Raw genomic sequence first — 21,682 nt, 5'->3', positions numbered from 1 at the left:
CCCTCAGCGGATGCCGGCAAGGCCCGTGTACCGCGTCGACCTACGACAACTCGAAACACGGCCCCGCCTGATCCACCCCAGCCGGTACAGCCATCCAGCACCCCCAGCGCACCCAACCGCGTGCCTAGGTTCGCTGAGACAGAAGCCCGAACGACTCGCTTCGCTGAGAAAACGACTCGATTGAGTGAGACAGGTCAGCAGTCCTTCGATGGCGGGCCTTGCCAGCCCAACAGTTCCGATATATCGTTGATGCATCGCGACAGATCAACGATCGAATGGAGTGATTGCGATGCGTTCCCATGGAGAGGAATACGGACCGGGGTTCGGCCCCGGTGAAGGGCGTGGCCGCGGACGCGGCGGGCCCGGGCACCCCGGTAGGGGTGGCTTCGAGGGTCGGCGTTCCGCCTTCGGTCCCTTCGGGCCCGGTTTCGGCGGTCCCGGCCCCGGCCCCTGGGGTGGGCGCGGAGGTCGGGGCGGACCGCGCGGCAGGGCGCGGCGCGGTGACGTACGTGCGTCGATCCTGGCCCTGCTCAAGGACCGGCCGATGCACGGCTACGAGATGATCCAGGAGATCGCCGAGCGCAGTGGCGGGGCGTGGAAGCCCAGCCCCGGTTCGGTGTACCCCACCCTTCAGCTTCTGGAGGACGAGGGGCTGATCGCCAGTGCGACCGAGGGTGGCAAGAAGCTGTTCTCGCTCACCGACGCCGGCCGTGTCGCGGCCGACGACGGCCCGGACGCGCCCTGGGAGGACGCCGGGCGCGGGGTCGACTGGGAGGCGCTGAGCGACATCCGGCAGGCCGGCTTCGGTCTGATGGAGGCGTTCGGGCAGGTCTGGAAGACCGGCAGCAAGGAGCAGCGCGAGAAGGCGCTGACCGTCATCAACGACGCGCGCAAGAAGCTGTACCTGATCCTCGCCGACGAGGACTGATGGTCCGCCAATGGGGGGTACTTCGACTTCGAGGTACCCCCCTTTAGCGTGTGACGTCGAGTGCTGACGTTGAGTGCGTGACGCCGAAAGCGTGACGGCCCGTTCCGGGCCGGCTCCAGGGCGGCTCTAGGCCACCAGTCCGCCCAGCTTGCGCAGGGACTCGTTCAGGGCCGCCGTCGCCGAGTCCTTCAGCTTGCCCGCCATCAGTGAGACGGCGGCGCCCGTGAACTCACCGTCGATACGGACGGTCGTGCCCTCTCCGTCGGGGGTCAGCGTGTAGCGCGTGGCGACGACCACGGCCATCGGGCCCTTGCCGCGGATCGCGAGCGTGCGGGCGGCCTCCACCTCCTCGATGGTCCAGTTGACCTCGGCGGGGAAACCCATCATCTTCATGTTCTCCTCGAACGTGCCGCCGACTTCGAGCGTCTCGGGACCGCCCTTCGGGAAGTTGGTGTGGGTGGAGTTCCACTCGCCGTACGAGGAGAAGTCCGTGAGCTGTGCCCAGACCTTCTCGGCGGGCGCCTCTATCCGTGCTTCCGCGCTGACTTCGGCCATGCGACCACCCCTCGTCTCGGGTGCTGCGCCGGGCGCAGCTGGCTACGGTGTCGCGGAACGTAGCCGCAGGACCCTCAACATTCAATACTGATGAACCGTCAGGAAGTGTGGAGGCGAGGGGCGGCGGACGGGAGGCGGCGGGAAGGGGCTCCGGGCGGGCGCTCAGCCGACCCGTCGTATCACCGCCGCGTCGAACAGGTCCCAGGCGCGCGGGTACGGCCCTTCGTCGTGGCAGTGCCAGGCGTCCCAGAACAGGTCGGCGAGCAACGCGTCGTCGGGGGCGTAGACCCGGTACACGTACTGCCTGCCGTCGATGGCCGGCAGGACCACCAGCCAGCACCTGCTGTCCATGCTGCGTTGGACGAGCGCCGGTGCGGTGCGGTTGCGCGAGGGGCGCAGGGCAAGGCGGCGCGCGCCGGTCGGGGGAAACGGCGTGATGTCATCCGTAAGGAGGAGGAGCCGGACAGTGATGCCCACCCTGTGTCGGACGCGAGAATGCTTCCCCGCGAGGATGACTCGGTCCGAAGAGGCTGATGGGGTAAGGGATGTGCAATCCCGTACTTCCCACCAGCAGGCCGCCGGGCACGACCCGGTCCGCGTGGACATCGAGGCCCGGCTCAGCGCGGAGCTGGCAGCGGTGGTCATCGGCGCGCGCAGGCGAGCGCTGCGGGACGGGGACCGGCAGATCGACACGGCCCATCTGCTGCACACGCTCCTGGAGTCCGACCCCGAGGTGCGAGAAGTCTTCGAGAGCGGCCCTCAGGTCGCCCGGCTGCTCGGCTATCTCGTCCAGCGCAGCATCGGCTACGGGCTCCGCTGGCAGAGCTCCGTCGAGGACTCCGGCGCCATACCCGTGGTGACCGAGGACGGGTGGTCGCCGGTGGCGGCGGGCGCCCTGGAGGTCGCCTGTGAGCGGGCTCTGCGGCGGGGCGACGAACGCGCGGGCGCGGTCGACCTGCTCGCGGCGATCGTCGCCGAACCCGAGTCGCGGGCGGTGGAGGTGCTGGGGCGCGCGGGGGTCGACGTACCGGCGCTGCTCGCGCGGATCGACGGCGCGGCCGGCCGGGGCGTCGAGGCCTGACCGGGAGCTGGCCGGCCCGGGGCGTGCGGGGGTGTCGCCGGTCCACTCGGTGAGACAGGTGTCATTGGGGGTGACGCTCATGTCGTCGCCTGTCATCATGTGCCGGTGCATACGTCTGAGAGCAGTCAGGGCAATCGCGGGAGGGGCTTCGGGCTCGGCCTCGCGCTCGCGTCGGCGGTCGCCTTCGGGGGATCCGGTGTCGCGGCCAAGCCGTTGATCGAGGCGGGGCTCGACCCGCTGCACGTGGTGTGGCTGCGCGTCGCGGGTGCCGCGCTGGTGATGCTGCCGCTGGCCGTGCGCCACCGCGGGCTCGTGCGCAGGCGGCCCGCGCTGCTCGCCGGGTTCGGGCTGCTCGCGGTGGCCGGTGTCCAGGCCTTCTACTTCGCCTCGATCTCGCGCATACCCGTCGGGGTCGCCCTGCTCGTCGAGTACCTCGCGCCCGCGCTGGTCCTCGGCTGGGTGCGGTTCGTGCAGCGGCGGCCGGTGACCCGTGCCGCAGCCCTCGGTGTCGTCCTCGCCGTCGGCGGTCTCGCCTGTGTCGTCGAGGTGTGGTCGGGGCTGAGCTTCGACGTCCTCGGGCTGCTGCTCGCGCTCGGCGCCGCCTGCTGCCAGGTCGGCTACTTCGTCCTGTCCGACCAGGGCAGCGACGCGGGCGAGGAGGCCCCGGATCCGCTCGGCGTCATCGCGTACGGACTGCTGGTCGGCGCGCTCGTCCTGACGGTCGTGGCGCGGCCGTGGGGCATGGACTGGTCGGTGCTCGGGGGCACCGCGGAGATGGACGGCACGGCGGTCGCGGCGTCCCTGCTGCTGGGCTGGATCGTGCTGATCGCGACCGTCGTCGCCTACGTGACCGGCGTCCAGTCGGTGCGCAGGCTCTCGCCGCAGGTGGCCGGCGTCGTGGCCTGTCTGGAGGCGGTCATCGCGACCGTGCTCGCCTGGGTCCTGCTCGGCGAGCACCTGTCGGCGCCGCAGATCATCGGCGGCGCGGTCGTCCTGTGTGGCGCCTTCATCGCCCAGTCGTCGACGCCGGCCAAGGCCTCGCAGACACCGGTGGCGGGCGGCACGGGCGACGCCGAAAGGGAGTTGTCGGCGCGAGGCACGGCCGTCTAGGCTCCCGATCATGCATTCTCGCGCACTCGTTCTTCCGCCTCCGGCCGCCTGAGGCGGGCCCTCCGGAATCACCGCCCGGCCACCCACCGGCCGGGCGGAACGGTGCTGCCCGCGGATGAAGTCCGAGGACCCTCCGCGCCGAGACGACCGACCTGGTCGAGACAGACCGGGTCGCGGCGGCGACTCACCCGCCTGACGAGGCTTGTACGCCCCATCCGGCCGGTGTGCCGCTCGTACGGCGCGTGACGTGGTCCTTTCCCGAACTTCTGCGGATCTGCGGAGAGAACACGTGTCGCATGCTGTCTCCGGCCTGCCCATCGGGCGAGGCCTCCTCTATCTGACCGTCGCCGGCGCCGCCTGGGGCACCGCGGGCGCGGTCGCCTCACTCGTCTACCGCGCCAGTGACATGGGCCCCGTCGCCCTGTCCTTCTGGCGCTGCGCGGGCGGCTTGGCCCTGCTGCTCGCCGTCCGGTCGCTGCGGCGCCGGCCACGCCCCGCCGCACGCCCCCTCCTTCGTACGAGGCTGCTGCGGACCGGAGCCACGGGGGTGGGGCTCGCGGTCTTCCAGACCGCGTACTTCGCCGCCGTCGAGGCCACCGGACTAGCCGTGGCCACCGTCGTCACCCTCGGCGCCGGTCCCGTACTCATCGCGCTGGGAGCGCGGCTGACCATGGGGGAACGGCTCGGGCGCGCCGGATACGCCGCCGTCGCCGGGGCGCTCGCCGGGCTCGCGGTGCTCGTGCTGGGCGGCGGTGACGCGTCGGTCCGGCCGGCCGGCGTCGCGCTCGCGGTCGTGTCCGCCGTCGGGTACTCGGTGATGACGCTGCTGACCCGCTGGTGGGGGCGCGACGGCGGTACCGACGTGTCGTCCAACACCGTGGGGGCGTTCGCCGTCACGGCCCTGTGTCTGCTGCCGTTCGGGATCGCCGAGGGGCTGGTGCCGCACACCGCCGAACCCGGCCGCGTCGTCGCGCTGTTGGCGTTCATCGCCGCGGTCCCGACGGCCCTCGCCTACGCCCTGTACTTCGCGGGCGCGGCCGTCGTCCGCTCGGCCACCGTCTCCGTGATCATGCTGCTCGAACCGGTGAGCGCGGCGGTCCTGGCCGTCGCACTGCTCGGCGAACGGCTGACCGCGGCCACGGTCGCGGGCACGCTGCTGATGCTCGGCTCTGTTACGGGGCTCGCGCTCGCGGAGGCACGGGGCACGGGGACCGCGAGGCGGGCTCCCGAGGAGGAGCCGGCACTGCTCTGAGGAGCTGTCCTCCGGCACCGGACTGTCGGTGCCTGAGAACCTCGGCATCGGAGAACGTCGGTAACGGACGGCTGTCGGTACCGGGCGGCTGTCGGTAACGGGCGGCTGTCGGTAACGGCCGTGTGGGCCCCACCCCGTAGGGTCCACACGGCCGGTCACCTGGGAGGCGGCCCGTACCACCTCGGTGTCAGCTGCCGCGTCGCCGCAGCAGGTGTTCCCGCGCCGCCGTGTCACGCGGACCGCCTCTTGTGGTCAGTTCGGTCACAACACGGTTCTGGATTTCCTCCGGCCGGTGATTCGCGTACTTGAACTTCGCCCGTACGTTCGTCACTTCGAGCCGCAGGCCGCGGATCCCGGGGAGGAGACGGCCGTAGGGGGCCTCGCCGACCGTCGCACGGGCGGAGCCGCCCTCGGGCTGGAAGTGGCCGAGCTGGCGGTTGAGCAGCTCGGCCTTCTCGTCCGGGTCGTCCACCACATGGGCGGTGCACCGGAGTTGGACCGCCGCGTAGAAGCTCGTCGGCGTGCCGTGCTCGGGCGGGGAGTCCGGCGGAGCCTGCCAGGGGCCGGGCACGTACACATAGTCGTCGACCACGCTCAGGGTCACGACCGGGTTCGCATCGAGCGCCGGCCACACCGGGTTCGGGCGGGCCAGGTGCGCGAGGACCAGTCCGTACGGTCCGGGCTCGGCCTCGTGGACGAAGTGCATCGGCTGGACGTGGGGCGGCTCGCCGGGCAGGCCGTTCACGGAGAGCTGGCCGAAGTCGTGGACGGCCAGCCACTGTTGCCATTCGGAGTCGTCGTGGGGCGCGTCCCAGGGATGTATGAGCATCAGAGGATCGCCAGGTAGTCCGGGACCTCGATCCCGGGGGCGAGGTCGGTGGCGGGGACCGGGGCGTTGTAGCCCTTGCGGAGGGGGAGGACTCCGGTCCAGTGCGGCAGGCCGAGGTCCTCGGGCTCGTCGTTCGGGCCGCCGGTGCGCAGCTTGGCCGAGACCTCGGCGAGGTCCAGGCGGAGCACGGCGGTGGCGGCCAGCTCCTTGGCGTTGGCGGGCCGGGAGTCGTACGAGCGGCCGGGCACCACGTGGTCCACCAGCGCGTCCAGGGCCTCCCGCTTCTCGTCGGGGTCCGTCACCTGGTGGGCGACGCCGTGCACCACGACGGAGCGGTAGTTGATCGAGTGGTGGAAGGCCGAGCGGGCCAGCACCAGCCCGTCGACATGGGTGACGGTGACGCACACCGGCAGGCCCGGATCGGCCTGCCCCGCCATCCGCAGTGGGCGCGAACCCGTCGAGCCGTGCAGATAGAGGTGCTCGCCGACCCGCCCGTACAGCGTGGGCAGCACGACCGGCGCCCCGTCGCGGACGAAGCCCAGATGGCAGACGTACCCCTCGTCGAGGATCGAGTGCACCATCTCGTGGTCGTACGCGGCGCGCTCCTTCGAGCGGGTGGGGACGGTGCGGTCGGTCGGGGTGTAGGTGGCGGGGTGCGGGGCGGCCGTCTCCGTCATGGTGCTCTCCAGGTCTGCGTCGTCGTGTGTTCTCGCTCGTACGCCGTGCTCGCCTTGCGCGGCTTATTGCACTAGTGCATACTCTGCTTTGTGCTAGAAGAGTATCGGATCGAGGGTAGGCGCGCAGCTGAGATTGCGGCCAGCGTCGAGCGTGCGGTGGGTTCGGGGGAGCTGGAGCCCGGTCAACTGCTGCCGCCGATGCGGGAGTTGGCGGGTCGGCTCGGGGTGAATCCCAATACCGTCGCGGCCGCCTATCGCACCCTGCGTGAGCGCGGGGTGATCGAGACGGCCGGCCGGCGCGGCAGTCGCGTACGGCCCAAGCCGGTGACGACCGCCCGGGAGCTCTCCCGCCTGGATGTGCCGCCGGGGGTGCGGAACCTGTCCGACGGCAATCCGGATCCGGCCCTGCTGCCCGCGCTCGCCGGGGTGTTCGCGGCGGCCGCGGCCCACGCGGACCGGGAACCGGTGCTCTACGGAGCGGCCGCCGTGGAGCCGGAGTTGGCACGCCTCGCACGTGCGGACCTGGACGCGGACGGCGTACCGGACGGGCCGGTCGTGGTCACCTCGGGGTCGCTCGACGCCATCGAGCGGGTGCTGGCCGTGCACCTCAGGCCCGGTGACGCCGTCGCCCACGAGGATCCCGGCTGGCGCAGTGTGCTCGATCTGATCCCGGCGCTCGGGCTGCGGGCGGTTCCGGTCGGCGTCGACGAGGAGGGGCCGCTGCCCGACGACGTACGAGCCGCGCTGGCGGGCGGGGCGCGGGCCCTGATCGTCACCGACCGCGCGCAGAACCCGACCGGCGCCGCGGTGAGCGCCACGCGCGCGCGTGCCCTGCGTTCCGTGCTGGCCGAGTACCCGGAGACCCTGCTCGTCGAGGACGACCACGGGCATCGCATCGTCGACCTGCCCCTGCGTCCGCTGGCCGGCGTGACCCGGCACTGGGCGTTCATGCGCTCGGTCGCCAAGGCGTACGGGCCCGATCTGCGCCTTGCCGTGCTCACCGGCGACTCCGTCACCATGGATCGTGTGCAGGGGCGGCAGCGGTTGGGGCCGGGGTGGGTGAGCCGGCTGCTGCAACGGGCTGTTGCCGGGCTGTGGGCCGACGGCGCGGTGGACGCGCGGACCGTGGCCGCGGCCTACGGGCGGCGCCGGGACGCGTTGATCGGCGCGCTCGCGGAGCGGGGCGTCGAGGCGTACGGGCGCAGCGGGATGAACGTGTGGGTGCCCGTGCCGGACGAGACCGGGGCCGTCGCGCGGCTGCTGCACGCGGGCTGGGCCGTCGCCCCGGGGGCCCGCTTCCGGATGAACGCGCCACCTGGGCTGCGGATCACTGTGTCGACCCTCGCACCGGACGAGGCCGGGGCGTTGGCGGACGCGGTCGCCGCCGCGGTCGGGCCGGCACCTGAGCGCCGGTACGTCTGAGTCGGGGACGCGGTGAGCCGGTGAGTCCGTGAGCCGGTGGCGCGGTCGCGCGGTGGGCTCAAGGCTTGGGCCTGCGGGGCCTGCGGGGCCTGCGGGGCCTGCGGGGCCTTGTGGGCCTTGTGGGCCTGGACTGGGTGAGTGCCGCGCCCGCCAGCACGATGACCGCGCCCACCGGTGTCGACCAGGCCAGCGACTCACCGAGAATCGCGACGCCCGCGGCGGTGGCGATGACCGGGATGAAGTACGTGACCATCTGGGCCGTCGTCGGACCGACCTCGGCGACCAGGCCGTACTGGACGAGCAGGGCGAGGCCCGTACCGAGCGTGCCCAGCGCGATGATCGCGAGCAGCGGTATGAGCGGGAAGCGGGTCGGCAGTGTCGTGAACAGCGGGGTGACGACCGCCAGTTGGGCCGTCGCGAGCAGCAGTTGGGCGCCGGTCAGCGAGAGGTTGGAATGGCTGGAGCCGGCCAGTGTGCGGCGGATATAGATCCAGCCGATCGGGTAACTGAGCGACGCCAGCAGGGCCATCGCCGTGCCCGCGGCGTCCAGACCGTGGAAGCCCTGCCAGGCGCCGAGCACCGTCAACACGCCGAGGAAGCCGATGCCGAGGCCCGCGACCCGGCGACGGGTGGGCCGGTCCTCGGAGAGGGCGACCAGCGACAGGGCCATGCCCCACAGGGGTGAGGTCGCGTTGCAGATCCCCGCCAGCGTGGACGGAATCGTCAGCTCGGAGTACGCGAACAGGGAGAACGGCAGGGCGTTGAGGAGCAGGGCCGAGACCGCCAGGTGCCCCCAGGTGCGTGCTCCGCGCGGCAGCCGGTCCCGCTTCCAGGCGATTGCGACCGCGAGTACCAACGTTCCGAACAGCAGGCGGCCGAACGTCACTTGGAAGGGGGCGTAGCCATTCGTGCCCACCTTGATGAGGAGGAAGCTGAATCCCCAGATCAGGGACAGACCGGCGAAGCGGAGGCGCCAGTCGAGGGCTCGGCGACGCCGAGGGGGCGGGGCGGTGCGGAGCGAGCCCGGAGGTGCGGTGGACGAGGGGGCGGGAGAGGTCTGGGGCTCGGTCGCGGCGCTCATGACGACCACGATGGGGGATCACGATCTCGTAGCACAAGCGAGATTTTTGTCGCGGTACCTCGTAGTATTGCTTACATGTTGAACCTGGAGCGCCTGCGCACCCTCGATGCCCTGGCCCGGCACGGCTCGGTCAGTGGCGCCGCCGAGGGGCTGCATGTGACGACCTCTGCCGTGTCCCAGCAGATGTCCAAGCTGGAGCGGGAAGTCGGGCAGCAGCTACTCGCCAAGAACGGGCGGGGGGTGCGGCTCACCGACGCGGGGCGGCTGCTCGCCGACCATGCCGCGCGCATCCTGTCCCAGGTCGAGCTCGCCCAGTCCGATCTGGAGGCGCAGCGCGGGCAGGTGATGGGGGAGTTGAGGCTCGCAGCGTTCCCCACGGCGGCACGCGGGCTGTTCCCCACGGCTCTTGCCGCGCTGCGTGCCGAGCATCCCGGGCTCCGGGTTCGCTCGCGTGAGCTGGAGCCGGAGATCGGGGTCGCCTGGGTGACGCGCGGTGACCTCGATCTGGCGGTCGTCCTGGACTGGTACAACAAGCCGTTGCCGCTGCCGGACGGTCTGGTCAAGGCCTCACTTCTCGACGACCCCACCGATCTGGCGCTGCCTGTCGGGCATCGTCTCGCCGATCGTTCCGAGGTGGACCTGGAGGACTTCGTCGACGACGAGTGGATCGCCTGGGACGAGGGGGAGTTCTGCCACGAGTGGCTGCTCTTCACGTTGCGCGGCAAGGGGATCGAGCCGGTCGTCGCGCATCGGGCGGAGGAGCATCACACACAGCTCGCGATGGTCGCGGCTGGGCTCGGGGTGTGCGTGGCGCCTCGCCTCGGGCGGGATCCCGTTCCGGCCGGGGTGCGGACGGTGCCGGTGCGGCCGCGTGTCACGCGGCATGTGTATGCGGTGTGGCGGGCCGATGCGGATCGGCGGCCGGCGATCCGGGCCGCCGTGGATGCGTTGCGCTCCGCGGGGGTGCGGGTTTCTTAGGGTCGGATTTTGGGTGCGGGTCCGTTGTGGCTGGTCGCGCAGTTCCCCGCGCCCCTAAAGGGGCGCCCCCCACTCTTGCGAAGCGGCACCCCATGCCGCTTGAGGGGCGCACGCCGCCCCCGCTCCTCCTCACAGTGCAGCGAGTTTTCGGAAGTCCCATGATGCTGTTGCTTCTGGGGTGAGGCGGAGCCAGGCGTGTCTGCCGTCGTGGGGCATTTCTGGGAGGCCGAAGTTCTTGCGGGCGAACAGGGGCTCCACGGAGTCGAGTTCGGGGTGGGGCTCGCCCGTGCGCGGGGCCTCGCCGATGAACTCGACGGTGCCTGAGAGTTCGACGCCCCGCAGTTCGTCGTACTCCTCGCCCGTGTCGACGACCACGGCGACGCGGGGGTCGCGGCGCAGGTCGGCCCAGCGCTTGCTGCGGGTGATCGAGTACAGCCAGAGGGACTTGCCGTCCCAGAGGAACCAGAGCGTGCTGACGTGCGGCGCGCCGTCGTCCGACACGGTCGCCACCCGGCAGGTGCGCTGGGTGGTCAGGAACTCGTCCAGCTCGTCGGGAGTCATCATGATCCTCCGGCCCCGGCGCTGAGTGACGGCCATACGGTTCCCCATTTCTGACGTGGCGTCAGAAAAGCATGGAGTGTCTTCCGTCCGTGCGCAATGGTGGCTACGCTCGCCCGCCACCGCAGACCAGGTCGACCGGGCCGCGCAGGGTCCGGGGACCGCCCGTGACAGGGGACCCTCATGCCGTCGTACGAGCAGCTCAGCGAACTTCTCGACCCCGCGACCACGGTTCTGCTGACCGTCGAGTGCCAGCAGGGTGTCGTCGGCCCGGACAGCGCGCTGCCCGAACTGGCCAAGGAGGTCCGTTCCTCGGGCGCGCTCGCCCGGGTCGCCCGTCTCGTCTCGGCGGCCCACGAGAGCGGCGTACAGGTCATGCACGCGGTGGCGGAGCGCCGTCCCGACGGACGGGGGGCCAACCACAACGCCCGGCTGTTCCGTGCGGCCGAGCGTCTGCCGGTGCGGCAGCTGTCGGGGACCACCGCGGTACGTGTCGCGCCGCCCATCGAGGTCGCCGACGAGGATCTCGTCGTACGCCGCCTGCACGGTCTTTCGCCCCTCGCCGGTACCGACGTCGACGCGCTGCTGCGCAACCTCGGCTGCCGGACGCTGATCGTGACCGGTGTCTCCGCCAACGTGGCGGTGCCCAACGCCGTGTTCGACGCGGTGAACCGCGGCTACACCGTCGTCGTCCCGAGCGACGCCATCGCGGGGGTGCCTTCCGACTACACCCCCGCGATGATCCGCAACACGCTTGCGCTGGTGGCCACCGTCGCCACCACGGACGAGGTACTGGCCTGTCTCAAGCGACCCCGCCGGGTCAGCCGAGCGTGATCGAGTCCCCGCTGACGGTGATCTTGGCGGCGGTGAGGCCGCTGGTCGCGGGCCCCTTCTTGACGCTGCCGTCCGCGGCGCTGAACTGGCTGCCGTGGGCGGGGCAGGTGATGGTGCCGTCGGCGACGCTGTTCACCTGCTGCTTCTGGTGCGGGCACACCGTCGAGTAGGCCTTGAACTCACCGGCCGTCGGCTGTGTGACGACCACTTTCTGGTCGGCGAACACCTTGCCGCCGCCCTCCGGAATGTCGGTGGTCTTGGCCAGCGCCGCGCCCCCTCCGGAGCCCGACGACTCGGAGACGTCCGAGGAGCCGGACGAGCCGGAGGAGCTGTCGTCGGAGCCTCCGCAGGCGGTCAGCGTGGCGGCGATGCCGGCCCCGCCCAGTGCCGCCAGGAGGGTGCGACGACAGAGCGCCGGCGCGGGCTTGAGCGATTCGCTGGACATAGTGGCGGTCCCTTCCACAGATGTGCAGATGCGCGTTTGTAAAGTTGTGTGTTGATCCAACAGGGGGTACGGGTACGTCACCCGCGCAGTTCAGGCGGTTCAGGAGTTGAGCGACTTCTTGATGAAATCGAGATCCAGCCTGAGCAGGGTGTCTATCACGCCCTCCTGTGTCACCGAGTGGGTGGCTCCCGGCAGCGGAAGCACGGTGTGCGGCCGGCCCGCGGCGAGCAGCGCCGCCGAGAACCGCAACATGTGTGCTGGCGCCACATTGTCGTCGGCCATCCCATGTATGAGCATCAAGGGGCGTGTGAGCTTGTGCGCGTGGGCCACCAGGGAGCAGCGTTCGTAGTTCTCCGGCTGGACGTCCGGGTGGCCCATGAACCGCTCCTTCCAGTGCGTGTCGTACAGCCGCAGATCGGTCGGGGCCGCGCCCGCGACCGCCGCGTGGAAGACGTCCGGCCGGTGCAGTACGGCCCCCGCCGCGAGATAGCCGCCGAACGACCAGCCGCGGATGGCGACGCGTCCGGTGTCCAGTTCGGGGAAGAGCTTCGCGGCCGCGCGTACGGCGTCCGCCTGGTCCTCGATCACGGGCATCAGCTGGTCCCCGTGGATGGCTGTCTCCCAGGCCCGGTCGCGACCCGGAGTGCCCCGGCCGTCGACGCACAGCACCGCGAAGCCCTGGTCGGCGAACCACTGGTTCACAGCGTGGTGCCAGGCGGCGGCCTTCACGACCTTCTGCGCGCCGGGCCCCGCGTACGAATGCACGATCACTGGCAGCCGGCCCGACCCCGGTTCGTACGACGTCGGCAGGTACAGCGCCGCCCGCAATTCCCGCTCGCCGAGGGTCAGGAAGCGGGGGCGCGGCTCGGTCACAGGCCGCTCGGCCAGCACCCGGATCCGCCCGGCGGGTCCGCCGTCCCGCAGCACCCTCACCGTCTGCCCGTCGAGGGTGGTGCTGTCCAGGACGACGGTGTCGCCCCCGACGGTGGCGCGGTGCACGCCCGGTTCGTCGGTCAGCCGCTCGAAGCCCTTCTCCGGGGCGTACGACCAGACGTGCGTCTCCGTCGGCTCCTCGGACGCCGTGAAGTAGAGCCGGTCACCCTCCCCCACTCTCGGCTTCGCTCGAGCGGGGGGACCCCCATCGCCGAGCAGTTCGTGGACGTACATGCCCTCCGGAGTGCGCGCGCCCGTCCCGGTCAGCAGCAGTCCGCGCGTGCCCTCCTGGGTGGTGAGGACGAGACCGGCGGTGGCGGTGGCGGCCGGGGTTCCGGGTATGAACTCCAGCCAGGCGGCGTCCCGGAGGTGATGGATCGTCGTGGTCAGGCCCGTGGAGGCACCGATCCGGAGCAGATACGCCGAGCGCTGGTCCCTGGTCTGCACGACGGCGGAGGGTCCGGAGGCGTCCCAGGCCGCGTGTACTACGTACTCGAAGGCCGGGTCGGTCCACTCGCCTGCCGGATGCCCCTCGGAGGCCTCCTTGGGGAGCCGGGCCTCGACGCGCTCGCCGTCGAGGCCCACCACGTGCAGTGACAGCTCGGCGTTGGCGGTGCCCGCGGCCGGGTACCGGATCGCACGTGGCGGACGCGTCGGGTCCGCCGGATCGCTGATGAACCACTGCTGGACCGGTGAGTTGTCGACCCGCACCACCAGCAGCGCGTCCCCTTCCGGCGACCACCAGAACGACCGCGTGCGGTGCAGTGACTCGGCCGAGACGTGGTCGGAGAGTCCGTACGTGATCTCCGGGCCCTCCGGCCTGGCCAGCGCGCGGTCGGCCGTGCCGTCGACACGTACGACACGGAGGGCGCCGTCGCTCACGTACGCGATGCGGGAGCCGTCGGGGCTCGGGCGCGGGGCGACGACCGGGCCCTGGGTGGGGATCCGGCGCGGGACGCCCTCGTCCGTGCGTACGGCCCACAGGGCGCCCGAGAGGGCGAACACGATCAGGCGGACGGCCGTGTCGGTGGCGTACGAGACGATGCCCGCGCTGCTCTCGCGCGCCCGCTCGCGGCGGATCCGCTCGGCCTCCGGGACCTCGCCGCTGTCGCCGAGCGCGAGCGGGTCGGCGAGCAGCCGCTCCTCGCTGTTCTCGTACAGCCACAGCAGGCTCGTCGTGGAGCGGCCGCTCTCGGTGCGCAGGAAGACGACGCGGTCGCCGTCCGGCGAGACGGTGAAGCCGCGCGGCACACCGAGGGAGAAGCGTTTCGTACGGGCGTGCTGCAGGGGCAGGTCTTCGGCGGTCACAGGTGATCCCTTCGTGCGAGTGGACGGGGAACGCCCCAGTAACCTGGGGCGATGCTCAAGGAAGTCAGCGCGACCCGCTATGTCACGCCGTTGCGTGAGGGCGGCTCGCTGCCGGGGCTCGTCGAGGCCGACGATCTCGGGACGTACGTCATGAAGTTCACCGGCGCCGGACAGGGGCGGAAGACCCTCGTCGCGGAGGTCGTGTGTGGTGAACTCGCCCGTCGCCTGGGCCTGCGCGTACCCGGCCTGGTCACGATCGGGCTCGATCCGGTCATCGGGCTCGGTGAACCGGACCAGGAAGTGCAGGAGTTGCTCAAGTCGAGCGGGGGGCTGAATCTCGGGATGGATTTCCTCTCCCGGGCGATCGGCTTCGACGCCCTCGCGCACCAGGTGAGCCCGGAAGAAGCCGGGAGAATCGTCTGGTTCGACGCGCTGGTCAACAATGTCGACCGATCGTGGCGGAACCCTAACATGCTGGTGTGGCACGGCGATCTGTGGCTCATCGACCACGGCGCCACCATGATCTGGCACCACAACTGGCCCGGCGCGGCGGCCTCCGCGGCCAAGCCGTACGACGCCTCCGACCACGCACTCGCGCCGTTCGCCCCGGACATCGCCTCCGCCGCCGCGGAGTTGGCGCCCCGTGTCACCGAGGACCTGCTCGCCGAGGTGACCGCGGTGATCCCGGAGGAGTGGCTGCGGGACGAGCCGGGGTTCGAGTCGACGGACGCGCTCAGGCGCGCGTACGCCGAGCCGCTGCTCGCCCGCGCCGCCACCGTTCACGAGCGCGTCCGGACGAGCCAGGAGGGCACGAAGTGAGCGAGCGCGACGGCCGTGACGGCCGCGATGTCTACGAGTACGCGCTGCTGCGGGTCGTTCCGCGCGTCGAGCGCGGGGAGTACTTCAACGCGGGCGTGCTCGTGTACTGCCGCGCCAAGTCCTTCGTGGCAGCCCACACCCATCTCGACGAGACCAAGCTGCGGGCCCTCGACCCGGAGGCGGACGCGGCCGGGGTCCGGGCCGCTCTGCGGGCCGTCGAGGGCGTCTGCGCCGGGGGAGCGGCGGCGGGTCAGGCCGCGCGCGACGACGCCGGGCGGCGCTTCCGCTGGCTGATCGCGCCCCGCTCCACGGTCGTACAGCCGGGGCCCGTGCACACCGGTCTCACGGCGGATCCCGCCGCCGAGGCGGTGCGGCTGCTCGACCTGCTGGTCAGGTAATGGATCACACCGGCCGAGCGGGCCGTTGACACTGGGTGCCAAGGCTTCTAGCGTCACGTCTGCTGAAGGTACTAAGCGGTCGCTCACCAGAGGGGCGTACCGTGAGAGCCGCAGGTTTGGTCTTTCAAGGGCTTCCCAAGGGCGAGGAGAACCAGCAATGTCCACCTCAGAGCAGCGCGTCGCCGTAGTCACCGGTGCCGCGCGCGGCATCGGCGCCGCGACCGCCGTACGACTGGCCGCCGAGGGCCGCGCCGTCGCGGTGATCGACCTCGACGAGGCCGCGTGCAAGGACACCGTGGAGAAGATCACCGCCGCCGGCGGCAGGGCGATCGCGGTGGGCGCCGACGTCTCCGACGAGGCGCAGGTCGAGGCCGCCGTGGCGCGCGTCGCCGAGGAGCTCGGGGCGCCGACCATCCTGGTGAACAACGCGGGCGTGCTCCGCGACAACCTGCTGTTCAAGATGAGCGCGACCGACTGGGACACGGTCATGAACGTGCACCTGCGCGGCTCCTTCCTGATGACGCGGGCCGTCCAGAAGTACATGGTGGACGCCAAGTTCGGCCGTGTCGTCAACCTCTCCTCCTCCTCGGCGCTCGGCAACCGCGGCCAGGTCAACTACTCGGCCGCCAAGGCCGGTCTGCAGGGCTTCACCAAGACCCTCGCGTTCGAGCTCGGCAAGTTCGGCGTCACCGCGAACGCCGTCGCGCCCGGCTTCATCGTCACCGACATGACAGCCGCCACCGCCGAGCGGGTCGGCATGGGCTTCGAGGAGTTCCAGGCCGCGGCCGCCACCCAGATCCCGGTGCAGCGCGTCGGCAACCCGGACGACATCGCCAACGCGATCGCCTTCTTCACGGGCGACGCGGCCGGCTTCGTCTCCGGCCAGGTGCTGTACGTGGCCGGCGGACCGCTCAACTAGGGCCGGGGGACAGGAACATGACCGCTGTGGAACTCTCGGGCAAGGTAGCCCTCATCACCGGCGCCAGCCGCGGCATCGGCTACGGCGTCGCCGAGGCGCTGCTCGCCCGCGGCGACCGGGTGTGCATCACCGGCCGCAACGAGGACGCGCTCAAGGAGGCCGTCGAGCAGCTCGGCGCCGACCGTGTGATCGGCGTCGCGGGCAAGGCCCACGACGAGGCCCACCAGGCCATCGCCGTCGAGCGCACCATGGAGGCGTTCGGCCGCGTCGACTTCCTGATCAACAACGCCGGTACGAACCCGGTGTTCGGGCCGATCGCCGACCTCGACCTCAACGTGGCACGCAAGGTGTTCGAGACCAACGTCGTCTCCGCGCTCGGCTTCGCCCAGCGGACCTGGAAGGCGTGGCAGAGCGAGAACGGCGGCGCGATCGTCAACATCTCCTCGCTCGCGGGGGTCCAGGCCTCGCCGTTCATCGGGGCGTACGGCATCAGCAAGGCCGCGATGATCAACCTGACCCTTCAGCTGGCGCACGAGTTCGCGCCCAAGGTGCGGGTCAACTCCATCGCTCCCGCCGTCGTCAAGACGCAGTTCGCCAAGGCCCTGTACGAGGGCCGCGAGGAGGAGGCGGCCGCGGGCTACCCCCTCGGACGGCTCGGAGTGCCGTCGGACATCGGCGGCACCGCCGCCTTCCTGACCTCGGAGCAGTCGGACTGGATCACCGGGCAGACGCTGGTGGTCGACGGCGGGAAGTTCCTCAACGCCGGAGTCTGACAACGGATCTCGATCGCGGACGCCCGGGCGGCTTGGCCGAAAAACGCCCGGGCGTCCGCCTGTCCAGAGGGCCACCGGGAAAGAGACCGTTCCGACACTTTCCGCGATACCTGCTGATCAAGGGCCCTGCCAGTGTGAAGGCCCAACCGGCCGGGCGCTGCGGTATCGTGCGCCCACCCTTGTGGTATGGCCGATCGAGGAGCGTGCGCGTGTTCAAGCGGGACAGATACCTGCGTCAGATGGGGGCGATCACGTCCATATCCCTGGTCGCCGGATGCGGAGTATTCTCCTCGGACTCCTCCGACGAGGGGAAGTCGATCCTCGTGGGGACGACCAGTGAGCCCAGCACACTGGATCCGGCGGCCTCCTGGGACAACTCGTGGGAGCTGTTCCGCAACGTCCACCAGACCCTCCTGAACTTCCCCACCGGCGCGTCCGAGCCCGAACCCGACGCCGCGGAGAGCTGCCGGTTCACCGACGGAGCGAGCACCGTGTACAGCTGCAAGCTGCGCGACGGGCTGAAGTTCTCCAACGGCCACAACCTGGACGCGAAGTCCGTCAAGTACTCCATCGACCGGATCAAGAAGATCAACGTCAACGGCGGCCCCGCCGGTCTGCTGAGCAGCCTCTCCCGGGTCGAGGCGAAGGGCGATCAGGAGGTCGTCTTCCATCTGAACCAGCCCGACGCGACGTTCCCCTTCGTGCTCTCCACGCCCGCCATGTCGATCGTGGACCCCGAGGACTACCCCGCGAACGAACTCCGCAAGGACGGCAAGGTCACCGGCTCGGGGCCGTACAGCCTGGAGTCCTACGAAGAGGGCAAGCAGGCCGAGCTCACCAGGAACGGCAACTACAAGGGCATCGCGGACCGGAAGAACAGCGCCGTCACCATCCGCTACTTCCGGGACTCGGCCGCGATGGCCGACGCCCTCAGGGACAAGCAGATCGACGTCATCTACCGCGGTCTGCGCGCCTCGGACATCGTGGACATCCAGGACAACAGTGGGAACGAGGGTCTCCAGCTCGTCGAGAACCCCACCACCGAGATCAGCTACCTGGTGTTCAACCCCAAGGACCCGTGGGCCAAGAAGATCTCGGTCCGCAAGGCCATCGCCCAGATCGTCGACCGGCCCGCGCTCGCCCACAACATCTACAAGGACACCGTCGAGCCGCTGTACTCGATGATCCCCAAGGGCCTGGTCGGACACACCACGGGCTTCTTCGACGACTTCGGCAACCCCAGCTCCGCCAAGGCCAAGCAGATCCTGGAGGAGGACGGCATCACCGAGCCCGTCCCGCTCACCCTCTGGTACACGACCGACCGCTACGGCTCCCAGACCAAGCCGGCCTTCGAGGAGCTGAAGCGGCAGCTGGAGGCCTCCGACCTGTTCAAGGTCACGCTCAAGAGCCGCCCGTGGAAGACGTACGTCGGCGGTTACCAGAAGGGCGAGTACCCGGTCTTCGGACGCGGCTGGTTCCCCGACTTCCCGGACGCCGACAACTTCATCGCTCCCTTCGTGGGCGAGCAGAACGCGCTCGGCACGCCGTACGACACCCCTGAGATCACCGGCAAGCTGATCCCCGACTCGCGCCGGGAGAGCGACCGCGGCGCCGTGGCCGCGGAGTTCGAGAAGGCCCAGCAGATCCTCCTGGACGACGCCCGGCTGCTGCCGCTGTGGCAGGGCAAGCAGCACGTCGCCGCGAACGAGGAGATCGGCGGCGCCGAGAACGCCATCGACCCGGCGACGATGATGGCGATGTGGGAGCTGTACTGGAAGACCAGCTGGTAGCGCGGGCACTTGGGCACTCGGGCCCGATTGTCAGTGGGCGCCTGTAGGTTCTGTGCTCTGACGGTGGCCGCGCCTCGCGCGGCCATCCACGGCCGTGTGTTCCGCGGCCGTGAAGTGAGCGCACACCGGAGGAAGTTGACGTGACCGACACCGCCATGCTGCCCGAGTCCTGGCGCGGCGTCCTGGGCGAAGAGCTCCAGAAGCCCTACTTCAAGGAGCTCACCGAGTTCGTCGAGGAGGAGCGCGAGAAGGGTCCCGTCTACCCGCCGCGCGAGGAGGTCTTCGCCGCGCTGGAAGCGACGCCGTACGAGAGTGTGAAGGTGCTCGTCCTCGGCCAGGACCCGTACCACGGCGAGGGCCAGGGCCACGGCCTGTGCTTCTCGGTCCGTCCGGGTGTGAGGACCCCGCCCTCGCTGCGCAACATCTACAAGGAGATGCAGGCGGAGCTGGGCACGCCGATCCCCGACAACGGCTATCTGATGCCGTGGGCCGAGCAGGGCGTCCTGCTGCTCAACGCGGTGCTGACGGTCCGCTCCGGCGAGGCCAACTCGCACAAGGGGAAGGGCTGGGAGAAGTTCACGGACGCGGTGATCCGGGCCGTGGCCGACCGGCCGGACCCGGCCGTCTTCGTCCTGTGGGGCAACTACGCCCAGAAGAAGCTCCCGCTCATCGACGAGGAGCGGCACATCGTGGTGAAGGGCGCCCACCCCTCGCCGCTGTCCGCGAAGAAGTTCTTCGGCTCGCATCCGTTCACGCAGATCAACGAGGCGGTCGCCAAGCAGGGTCACGACGCGATCGACTGGCGGATCCCCGACCTGGGGTGATCCTCGACCTGGGGTGATCCCCGACCAGGGGTGACATCACACGTCACCACGTCACCACGACGCGTGCCACGACCCGCCGCCACGGGGTTCGGCGGGTCGGTGGGCGGTTCGTCACCGTCCTGGCCCAGTGGCGCGCGGAGCCCCCGGGGCTGCCTGAGCTCGATTGTCAGTCTCTGCCGTTAGCGTCGGGAGAGGTGACGGAACGACCGGCGCGGGCGCTGCGGCCGGCGGACGAGCGTGGAGGACGATCCGGTGGCTGAGCAACAGGAGCAGGCGGCGGCGGACGCGATGATGACCCGGATCGGGCAGGTCGCCATGCTCCTCCACGGCGGTGACCGCGAGGAGGCCCGGGGCCGCTTCCTGGACCTGTGGGCCGAGATCGGCGAGGACGGCGACGCGCTGCACCGCTGCACACTCGCGCACTACATGGCCGACGCCCAGGACGACCCCTCGGACGAACTCGCCTGGGATTTGCGGGCCTTGTCGGCGGCGGACGCACTCACCGACGCACTCGCGGACACGCGGCTCGTGGAGCAGCAGCAGTCGCTCGCGGTGCGGGCCTTCTACCCCTCCCTGCATCTGAGCCTCGCCGTCGACTACGCGAACCTCGGCCGCTCCGAGGCCGCCCGCAGCCATCTGCGCCGGGCCCGCGACACCGTGGGCGTCCTCGGCGACGACGCGTACGGGGACGGTGTCCGGGCGGGCATCGGCCGCCTGGAGCTGAGGCTCGACGAGGAGGGGCCGTCGGGCGGAGCGCCGGAAGCGACGCCGGGGCAGGGGAGAGGACCGGGAGGCGATTCGCTGGGGCCGCCGCGACAGCGACCCTAGGCGAACCCTAGGCGGTGTCGCGCTGTTGCCCGGGCTTGTGAGTCACCCCCCGAACCGAGCGCCCGGGTCTCTCAACGTCCGTACACGTCCTTGCAGATGGTCGCCTGCGGGCTGTCAGGGTTCCAGCCGCCGTACTGCTTGCCCAAGGCGCACACATCCGTGCCCACCGGAGCCGTCGCCCTGGGCTGACGGGGAACCGCGGGGCGCTCCGGCCGCTGGGGCTCCGGGTGCCGCGGCGGATCGGCGGCGGCGCGGCGGGGAGGAGCCGCCGGTTCCGCGGCGGGGGCCGAAGGGGCCGTACGGCGGGGCGTGGACGCGGGGGCGGGCGGGCGCCGGGACGGGCCGATCATCTCCAGGGCCTCCCGGGCCGGCGCCTGCACGATCTGGGGCTCCGCCCTGCCGTCCGGGCGCGGTTCCGAGGCCGGAGCGGGCGCGGACGGGGCTCCGGGAGCGAGCGGTCGCTGGACGGTCACACAGCCGGAGACGGCCGAGACGGCCACGGTGACCAGGAGCGTTGCGGTGGTCGCGGTTCGATGCACCCGCGCAACTCTGCTGTGTCCGCCCCCATTTGGGGAGCTGACAAGCGGAGGATGCCCCGCATGGGTGAACGACCGGTGCGTCAGCCTCCGGCGGCCTGGTGAGGGTTGTGTTTTGACCGCGCGTGCGTGGGGGCGCTGGTCGCGCAGTTCCCCGCGCCCTGAAGGGGGCGGCCTGGTTGCCGACGGCCTTGCCCGTACCTACGTGCTTCAGTCGCCGGTGGTCCCGTCGATCAGCTCGCGGATCAGGTCGGCGTGACCGTTGTGGCGCGCGTACTCCTCGATCATGTGGGTGTAGATCCAGCGCAGGTTGAAGGGCTTGTCGGTGAACCTGCTCCTGCCCTCGGACAGATCGTCGAGCGCGAAGCGCGCCGCGTTCTCCCGGGCGATCTCGATCTCGCGCTGCCAGGTGCCGTACGCCTCCTCCCAGGTGTCCTCCTCGGTGAGGTGGAACTCGCCGTCGCGGTCCTCGTCGCTGTAGTAGATCGGGCCGGGGTCGTCGCCCACCAGCACCTTGCGGAACCAGCTCCGCTCCACGTCCGCCATATGCCGGACGAGCCCGAGCAGGGAGAGCTCGGACGGTGACGCGGAGGCGGTCCTGAGCTGGGCGTCGTCCAGGCCCTGGCACTTCCAGGCGAGGGTCTGGCGGTGGTAGTCGAGCCAGCCCTCCAGCATGGCTCGTTCGCCGGCGTCGATCGCGGGTCCGCTGCGTTCAATCGTCATGCCCGCATCATCGCGGAGGGCCGACCGACGGCCCAATGCTTTCTGGGCATGCCGCCGACGGCACGTGCCGTGCCGGGTCCC

Annotated in this window: 24 protein-coding genes; 14 read left to right on the top strand and 10 right to left on the bottom strand. The window is 70.9% G+C overall.

The features are described from left to right. Positions 1–289 precede the first annotated feature (289 nt). The gene (locus ACIBEI_RS11060) at positions 290–928 is read left to right on the top strand and encodes a PadR family transcriptional regulator (protein ID WP_398887303.1); all 639 of its coding nucleotides are present in this window, start codon (positions 290–292) and stop codon (positions 926–928) included. Between the two features lie 126 nt (positions 929–1,054). On the opposite strand, the gene ACIBEI_RS11055 is transcribed toward ACIBEI_RS11060, so the two are convergent. Continuing rightward, entirely contained in the window at positions 1,055–1,483 is a 429-nt protein-coding gene (locus tag ACIBEI_RS11055; RefSeq protein WP_189845288.1) for an SRPBCC family protein, read from the bottom strand. Positions 1,484–1,645: 162 nt separating this feature from the next. Next, positions 1,646–1,834, bottom strand: coding sequence for a hypothetical protein (locus tag ACIBEI_RS11050; RefSeq protein ID WP_398887414.1), 189 nt, complete (start codon positions 1,832–1,834; stop codon positions 1,646–1,648). A gap of 196 nt (positions 1,835–2,030) precedes the next feature. Between ACIBEI_RS11050 and ACIBEI_RS11045 the strand changes: the two genes are divergently transcribed. The 3 genes from ACIBEI_RS11045 to ACIBEI_RS11035 all read left to right on the top strand — a co-directional run bounded on the left by ACIBEI_RS11045 (position 2,031) and on the right by ACIBEI_RS11035 (position 4,926). Then, complete coding sequence (locus tag ACIBEI_RS11045) at positions 2,031–2,564, top strand: Clp protease N-terminal domain-containing protein (RefSeq protein WP_398887300.1); 534 nt, start codon at positions 2,031–2,033, stop codon at positions 2,562–2,564. A 99-nt stretch (positions 2,565–2,663) separates the two neighbouring features. Further along, on the top strand, positions 2,664–3,674 hold the full coding sequence (locus ACIBEI_RS11040) for an EamA family transporter (protein WP_398887298.1): 1,011 nt from the start codon (positions 2,664–2,666) through the stop codon (positions 3,672–3,674). Between the two features lie 289 nt (positions 3,675–3,963). Next, positions 3,964–4,926, top strand: a complete 963-nt coding sequence (locus ACIBEI_RS11035) for a DMT family transporter (RefSeq protein WP_398887296.1) — start codon at positions 3,964–3,966, stop codon at positions 4,924–4,926. A gap of 187 nt (positions 4,927–5,113) precedes the next feature. On the opposite strand, the gene ACIBEI_RS11030 is transcribed toward ACIBEI_RS11035, so the two are convergent. Together ACIBEI_RS11030 and ACIBEI_RS11025 are read right to left on the bottom strand one after the other, a co-directional pair. Next, entirely contained in the window at positions 5,114–5,755 is a 642-nt protein-coding gene (locus ACIBEI_RS11030; RefSeq protein WP_398887294.1) for an FMN-binding negative transcriptional regulator, read from the bottom strand. After that, positions 5,755–6,432 carry a pyridoxamine 5'-phosphate oxidase family protein gene (locus tag ACIBEI_RS11025; protein ID WP_398887292.1) on the bottom strand — a complete coding sequence of 226 codons (678 nt, stop codon included), beginning with the start codon at positions 6,430–6,432 and terminating at the stop codon, positions 5,755–5,757. The genes ACIBEI_RS11030 and ACIBEI_RS11025 overlap by 1 nt, the downstream gene beginning before the upstream one ends. Positions 6,433–6,522: 90 nt before the next feature. Between ACIBEI_RS11025 and ACIBEI_RS11020 the strand changes: the two genes are divergently transcribed. Next, positions 6,523–7,854, top strand: coding sequence for an aminotransferase class I/II-fold pyridoxal phosphate-dependent enzyme (locus ACIBEI_RS11020; RefSeq protein WP_398887290.1), 1,332 nt, complete (start codon positions 6,523–6,525; stop codon positions 7,852–7,854). Positions 7,855–7,912: 58 nt separating this feature from the next. On the opposite strand, the gene ACIBEI_RS11015 is transcribed toward ACIBEI_RS11020, so the two are convergent. Beyond that, a complete protein-coding gene (locus ACIBEI_RS11015) occupies positions 7,913–8,935 on the bottom strand; it encodes a DMT family transporter (RefSeq protein ID WP_398887288.1) in 1,023 nt (340 codons plus the stop codon). A 75-nt stretch (positions 8,936–9,010) separates the two neighbouring features. On the opposite strand from ACIBEI_RS11015, the gene ACIBEI_RS11010 reads away from it, so the two are divergent. Next, positions 9,011–9,913: a LysR family transcriptional regulator gene (locus ACIBEI_RS11010; RefSeq protein ID WP_398887286.1), complete on the top strand. Its 903-nt coding sequence runs from the start codon at positions 9,011–9,013 to the stop codon at positions 9,911–9,913. Between the two features lie 129 nt (positions 9,914–10,042). Here the strand turns inward: ACIBEI_RS11010 and ACIBEI_RS11005 are convergent, their stop codons facing one another. Continuing rightward, the gene (locus tag ACIBEI_RS11005; RefSeq protein WP_398887284.1) at positions 10,043–10,510 is read right to left on the bottom strand and encodes a pyridoxamine 5'-phosphate oxidase family protein; all 468 of its coding nucleotides are present in this window, start codon (positions 10,508–10,510) and stop codon (positions 10,043–10,045) included. Between the two features lie 144 nt (positions 10,511–10,654). On the opposite strand from ACIBEI_RS11005, the gene ACIBEI_RS11000 reads away from it, so the two are divergent. Then, entirely contained in the window at positions 10,655–11,305 is a 651-nt protein-coding gene (locus tag ACIBEI_RS11000) for a cysteine hydrolase (protein ID WP_398887282.1), read from the top strand. Here the strand turns inward: ACIBEI_RS11000 and ACIBEI_RS10995 are convergent. Together ACIBEI_RS10995 and ACIBEI_RS10990 are read right to left on the bottom strand one after the other, a co-directional pair. Continuing rightward, the gene (locus tag ACIBEI_RS10995) at positions 11,292–11,750 is read right to left on the bottom strand and encodes a Rieske (2Fe-2S) protein (protein ID WP_398887280.1); all 459 of its coding nucleotides are present in this window, start codon (positions 11,748–11,750) and stop codon (positions 11,292–11,294) included. The two genes, ACIBEI_RS11000 and ACIBEI_RS10995, sit on opposite strands and share 14 nt — an antisense overlap. A gap of 99 nt (positions 11,751–11,849) precedes the next feature. Beyond that, the gene (locus tag ACIBEI_RS10990; protein ID WP_398887278.1) at positions 11,850–13,991 is read right to left on the bottom strand and encodes a prolyl oligopeptidase family serine peptidase; all 2,142 of its coding nucleotides are present in this window, start codon (positions 13,989–13,991) and stop codon (positions 11,850–11,852) included. A gap of 51 nt (positions 13,992–14,042) precedes the next feature. Between ACIBEI_RS10990 and ACIBEI_RS10985 the strand changes: the two genes are divergently transcribed. From ACIBEI_RS10985 to ACIBEI_RS10955, 7 genes are all read left to right on the top strand, one after another. Beyond that, a complete protein-coding gene (locus ACIBEI_RS10985; protein ID WP_398887276.1) occupies positions 14,043–14,810 on the top strand; it encodes a HipA family kinase in 768 nt (255 codons plus the stop codon). Continuing rightward, on the top strand, positions 14,807–15,208 hold the full coding sequence (locus tag ACIBEI_RS10980) for a DUF3037 domain-containing protein (RefSeq protein ID WP_398887274.1): 402 nt from the start codon (positions 14,807–14,809) through the stop codon (positions 15,206–15,208). The genes ACIBEI_RS10985 and ACIBEI_RS10980 overlap by 4 nt, the downstream gene beginning before the upstream one ends. Positions 15,209–15,365: 157 nt before the next feature. Continuing rightward, positions 15,366–16,127 (top strand): 3-oxoacyl-ACP reductase FabG, encoded by a 762-nt coding sequence (fabG, locus tag ACIBEI_RS10975; protein WP_269654777.1) that lies wholly within the window; start codon positions 15,366–15,368, stop codon positions 16,125–16,127. A 17-nt stretch (positions 16,128–16,144) separates the two neighbouring features. Then, positions 16,145–16,900, top strand: a complete 756-nt coding sequence (locus ACIBEI_RS10970; protein WP_398887272.1) for an SDR family oxidoreductase — start codon at positions 16,145–16,147, stop codon at positions 16,898–16,900. 209 nt (positions 16,901–17,109) lie between these two features. Continuing rightward, positions 17,110–18,690, top strand: coding sequence for an ABC transporter substrate-binding protein (locus tag ACIBEI_RS10965; protein WP_398887270.1), 1,581 nt, complete (start codon positions 17,110–17,112; stop codon positions 18,688–18,690). Positions 18,691–18,830: 140 nt separating this feature from the next. Beyond that, positions 18,831–19,514 (top strand): uracil-DNA glycosylase, encoded by a 684-nt coding sequence (locus tag ACIBEI_RS10960; RefSeq protein WP_398887268.1) that lies wholly within the window; start codon positions 18,831–18,833, stop codon positions 19,512–19,514. Positions 19,515–19,766: 252 nt separating this feature from the next. Continuing rightward, entirely contained in the window at positions 19,767–20,342 is a 576-nt protein-coding gene (locus ACIBEI_RS10955) for a hypothetical protein (protein WP_398887266.1), read from the top strand. Between the two features lie 71 nt (positions 20,343–20,413). Here the strand turns inward: ACIBEI_RS10955 and ACIBEI_RS10950 are convergent, their stop codons facing one another. Together ACIBEI_RS10950 and ACIBEI_RS10945 are read right to left on the bottom strand one after the other, a co-directional pair. Beyond that, the gene (locus tag ACIBEI_RS10950) at positions 20,414–20,881 is read right to left on the bottom strand and encodes a hypothetical protein (RefSeq protein ID WP_398887264.1); all 468 of its coding nucleotides are present in this window, start codon (positions 20,879–20,881) and stop codon (positions 20,414–20,416) included. A gap of 207 nt (positions 20,882–21,088) precedes the next feature. After that, complete coding sequence (locus tag ACIBEI_RS10945; protein WP_398887261.1) at positions 21,089–21,601, bottom strand: DinB family protein; 513 nt, start codon at positions 21,599–21,601, stop codon at positions 21,089–21,091. Positions 21,602–21,682: the final 81 nt, after the last annotated feature.

The sequence above is a fragment of the Streptomyces sp. NPDC050988 genome (assembly GCF_044456225.1).
Classification (GTDB): Bacteria; Actinomycetota; Actinomycetes; order Streptomycetales; family Streptomycetaceae; genus Streptomyces.
Note: the sequence above shows the minus strand (reverse complement) of the source record. Positions and strands in the feature narration are given on the sequence as shown.